We start from the raw sequence: 3,722 nt of genomic DNA on the forward strand, positions 1-3,722 counted from the left end.
TACCTAACACCGCACTTAAAATGGCCAAAAACGACTGTATGGAATCGGTGGTCACATAAACCAAAATCGCCACGGATGTGATCAATAATATAAACAAGGGCACCCTGAAATAGCGCCAGGTGCTATCCTGGGCCTCAGCCAACCATTGAGACATTCGTACCGGCGATTCGGCCCCAAGCACAAACAAGCGAAAGCTCTCGTTGACAATAAACCATTCGGCGTCCCGAAACAGGTATCCGCGACGCACTAAGTGTTCCAACGGAATAAGGTTAGCGGGATTCGGTTGATCCCCCCGGGCAATTTGATACAACATGAGTCGTTCTTGTCGGGTGCATAATTCCCAACGCTTTCGATACAAGGCACCGGCCTCTGCCGAAAAATATTCGATAATTTGATCGGCTTGCCAATAGGTTTTCACCCACTGTGCTTCTTGTTGTTTTGTTTGCTCTAAAGCAGCAGCGTCACCGTTTGCGCCACCATGACACAGGTGTAAGTATTCACTAAAACGCTCACGTATTGCCATAAGTTCCGGCCATCCCGCTGATTCATTCTCTAAGCACGCCCAACTATCTTGTTTATGATAAGGACGACATTTGTGCATAGGCGCCCAGGCATAATGTTTCTCAAATTGTGCTAATAATTGACTCCACCCATACACCTCAGTGCTGTCTGCGTTTTGTTTCTCACCACAACGGGACGCATAATATTGTTGCTGGGTAAGGCGATATAAAGGTGCCACCTCACATTCCAACACCAGATGCAATGACGTTTGTTCACTCAATAGGGTTAACGCGGCCAGCGACATAAGCCGTTCATCACGGTTAAAGGCCACATCTTCAATACCGTAAATGACAAGCCGTTTTGCCCTATTTCCTTTATAACCGGCTTGTTTTTCTATTTCTGTTAACTTTTTTAGTACGTATGTTTGGGCTTGGGCAATATGCTGGGCAAGGGCACAGTGGGCGGTATGGGTGGCACTACCAGAAAGAAAATGCCCAATATAAAAACGTCCCAGAAAAAATAAATCAGCTGATTCGTGCCAATCGAAACGCTGCTGCGGGGTTTGCCTGACAGCAATACTTAAACGGCCAAAGGTTTCACTGCTAAGCGGCGGCATTTTCATTCTAAAATGCAACGGAATGTGTAACCCCAGCACCCGCCGAATAAACAGGTTGTGAACAATGGGGACGCTTATTACTAAAAATAGCAGCCCGCATAACAAGGATAAAATGACATAACCGAACACATGGGTTTTGCCTTCCCCTATATCCAGCAAACTAAAGGTACAAGGCCTAGCCTGGGATTGGTTATTGATTTTAGGTGTCTGTGGATCCGAAGCGGCGTCATTCAGCGTAAATTCCAGCGCGAGGAGCTTTTCATACAAGGGCACCTTTGTTTGTGAGAAAGACAATAAAGAAAAATACAGTGAGGGTGAAAACACCGGAAAATAGGCCCAATCATCCGGCGTATGTTCAGCACTCACTATGTCATCACACACACCTGCAGGATTTTTCTGTATCGAAGAAGAAAATATACGCGGTTGGTCGGTAAAATGGCGTGCATTGTTTCCGAGCATTTGCTGGGTATATTCATGGATCTCTTGTTTAGACTGGTGTAACTGTTGATGGGACGCATCGGCAAAAATATGTGACAGGGCGGACATATATTGCATGGATGACGAAAAATAAAAAACCGTAATCACCACCACAATCAAGCTACCGCCGGTGGCGATAAAAAGACGGCCATGGGTGGCAGAATGGTATTCGCCTAATCCCAGGCGTTGAATCATTTGATATTTGGTGTTGAATAAGAGGCCATGGTGGCGACTTCGGTATATTCGTTCAATAAGTTCATACACCAGTATTAGCATCACCATGGAAACCAAAAAGTAAGCCACGATGGTAAACATGCGCAGAAAAAACAACGCCCGCTGGTTAGTGAGATCCTGGGTAACGGCCAACGACCATGGCAGGCCGTCAGTTAAATCACTGACCACGAAAATATGCTCACGACCACGATAAACCGTTTGAATGGCAGCAGCCTGGCTTTTTTGCGTTCTTGCCAACTCCATTAATACCGGGTTGTTATCGGTTTGCACAAAAATATTTTCGTTAAGTACCCGGTCTTTTTGACTATGAAACAATACCTGGCCCGTGTGGTTATCAAAGACAATAAATCCATACCCTGGTGTGAGTACGGGCGCAAAAAACGTGCGAAATTTACTGCCAAAGCTCACCACCTGAGTTGACGAACCCTCAGGCGCTACAGACAAGGTATTAAAAAAGCGACGGGCGACATGAAAAGGCGCCAAAATATTTGGGGGATTTTTTGACCGTTGGATTTCTTCCGTCATTGTGTTTATCACCGATAACTCGCCGGTGGTTAAACGGGCGGAAAATTGGGTGGACAGACGAGAATCCCGTTTATTAAAAATACGCTGTAGGAACAACCCAGGACACAAATTAGGTTCGAGAATCTTCAGGCTGTTGATAACGGCCAGACGCGGGGTCATGGGCCAAACCTCGCAGTCTCTGGCCCGTTGAAAATAGATTCGGTTTGCTAACGATAGCCCATTTTCTTTTTCCACCATGCATGTTTCTTTCGTTAGATCTTTAGCGCATTGTTCATTGCGAAAAAAAGAACGGTGAGACCAATACACTGAACGCATGTCCCCTTCAGATTGCCCTTCGCTATCAAGAAAAAACACACTTTCCAGCCAGTTTTGCGTATCTGCAGACCAAGGTTTGCTATCAGGTGGATACAGTAGGTGATCGGCGATTTCACGATTGGTCAGCGTGGGGGATTGTGCCCGAATGACGTCCGTGGCTTCACCGAGTATGGCGTTTAGCTCTTGTTGAAACGACGCCTTCATGCCATCTGCGATGTTCACGCCTTCTTCTTTTATTTTGCCGGTTTCTAAAAATGTACTGATGGCAAACAACACAAAGATATGCCCAAAGGCAATGAACATGATCACCCCGTACATCGCCGCTTTTCTATCCATCAAGGTTAACGACTGGGCGGCGGAAATCAGGCGAATTTTCATCAGTGGCAACAAACTGAGCAGCATAAACACAAACAGCAACACAAAGGCCGCGATGGTATTGGGGATGCGCAGCTTTTCTTTCTGTAATTCTGAAACGCTTTTTACGCCGATGATATAAAACTGCGTTGACAGCACCCTGTGAACGCCATTTTCCTCACTGTTTGCCTTTGGGGAGTCCATCTTGATGGTCTGGGTCAAAGGCACGCTCTGGGAGGTCCAGGGCATAAAGTAAAAACGGTAGTTTTTTTCTGCCACTCTTCGTTCGATAAAATCACTGGTGGTTACCGGGCTATTGTCGGCAGACAGAAGAAGATCTTTTACATTGTGAAAGGTCAGGCTGGCAGCACCGGCATCCGGTTTTATATTGTCCTGACGAATAAGCACATCCCCTTCACCATTGACCACTAAGATGGCCGCATGATGGGTGATATGGGTGGTGAGAAAATGCCGAAAAGGTACTGTAATACTAAAGGGTTTTTCTAGGTCGTTTTTTTCGCCAGCGCTACTCACGGTGGCCACCACATCGGTGCTGCCGACTTCATCAAATTGCCCCACACACACGGTGTTTGGTTGGCAATTTTCGATGGCGTGATCATGGAGCTTTCCTTCCTTTAACGCACCGGTGGCCGAACGAAATAAGGTGCTACCATCGACGATTTTTCGACCCACATAAGCA

The 3,722-nt window shown here is 46.4% G+C and carries 1 pseudogene; it reads right to left on the reverse strand.

From position 1 onward, the window contains the following. A pseudogene (locus tag V5298_RS20035) lies at positions 1 to 3,722 on the reverse strand (hypothetical protein); the annotation flags it as partial.

The organism is Alteromonas sp. 14N.309.X.WAT.G.H12 (assembly GCF_036697315.1).
Taxonomy (GTDB): domain Bacteria; phylum Pseudomonadota; class Gammaproteobacteria; order Enterobacterales; family Alteromonadaceae; genus Alteromonas.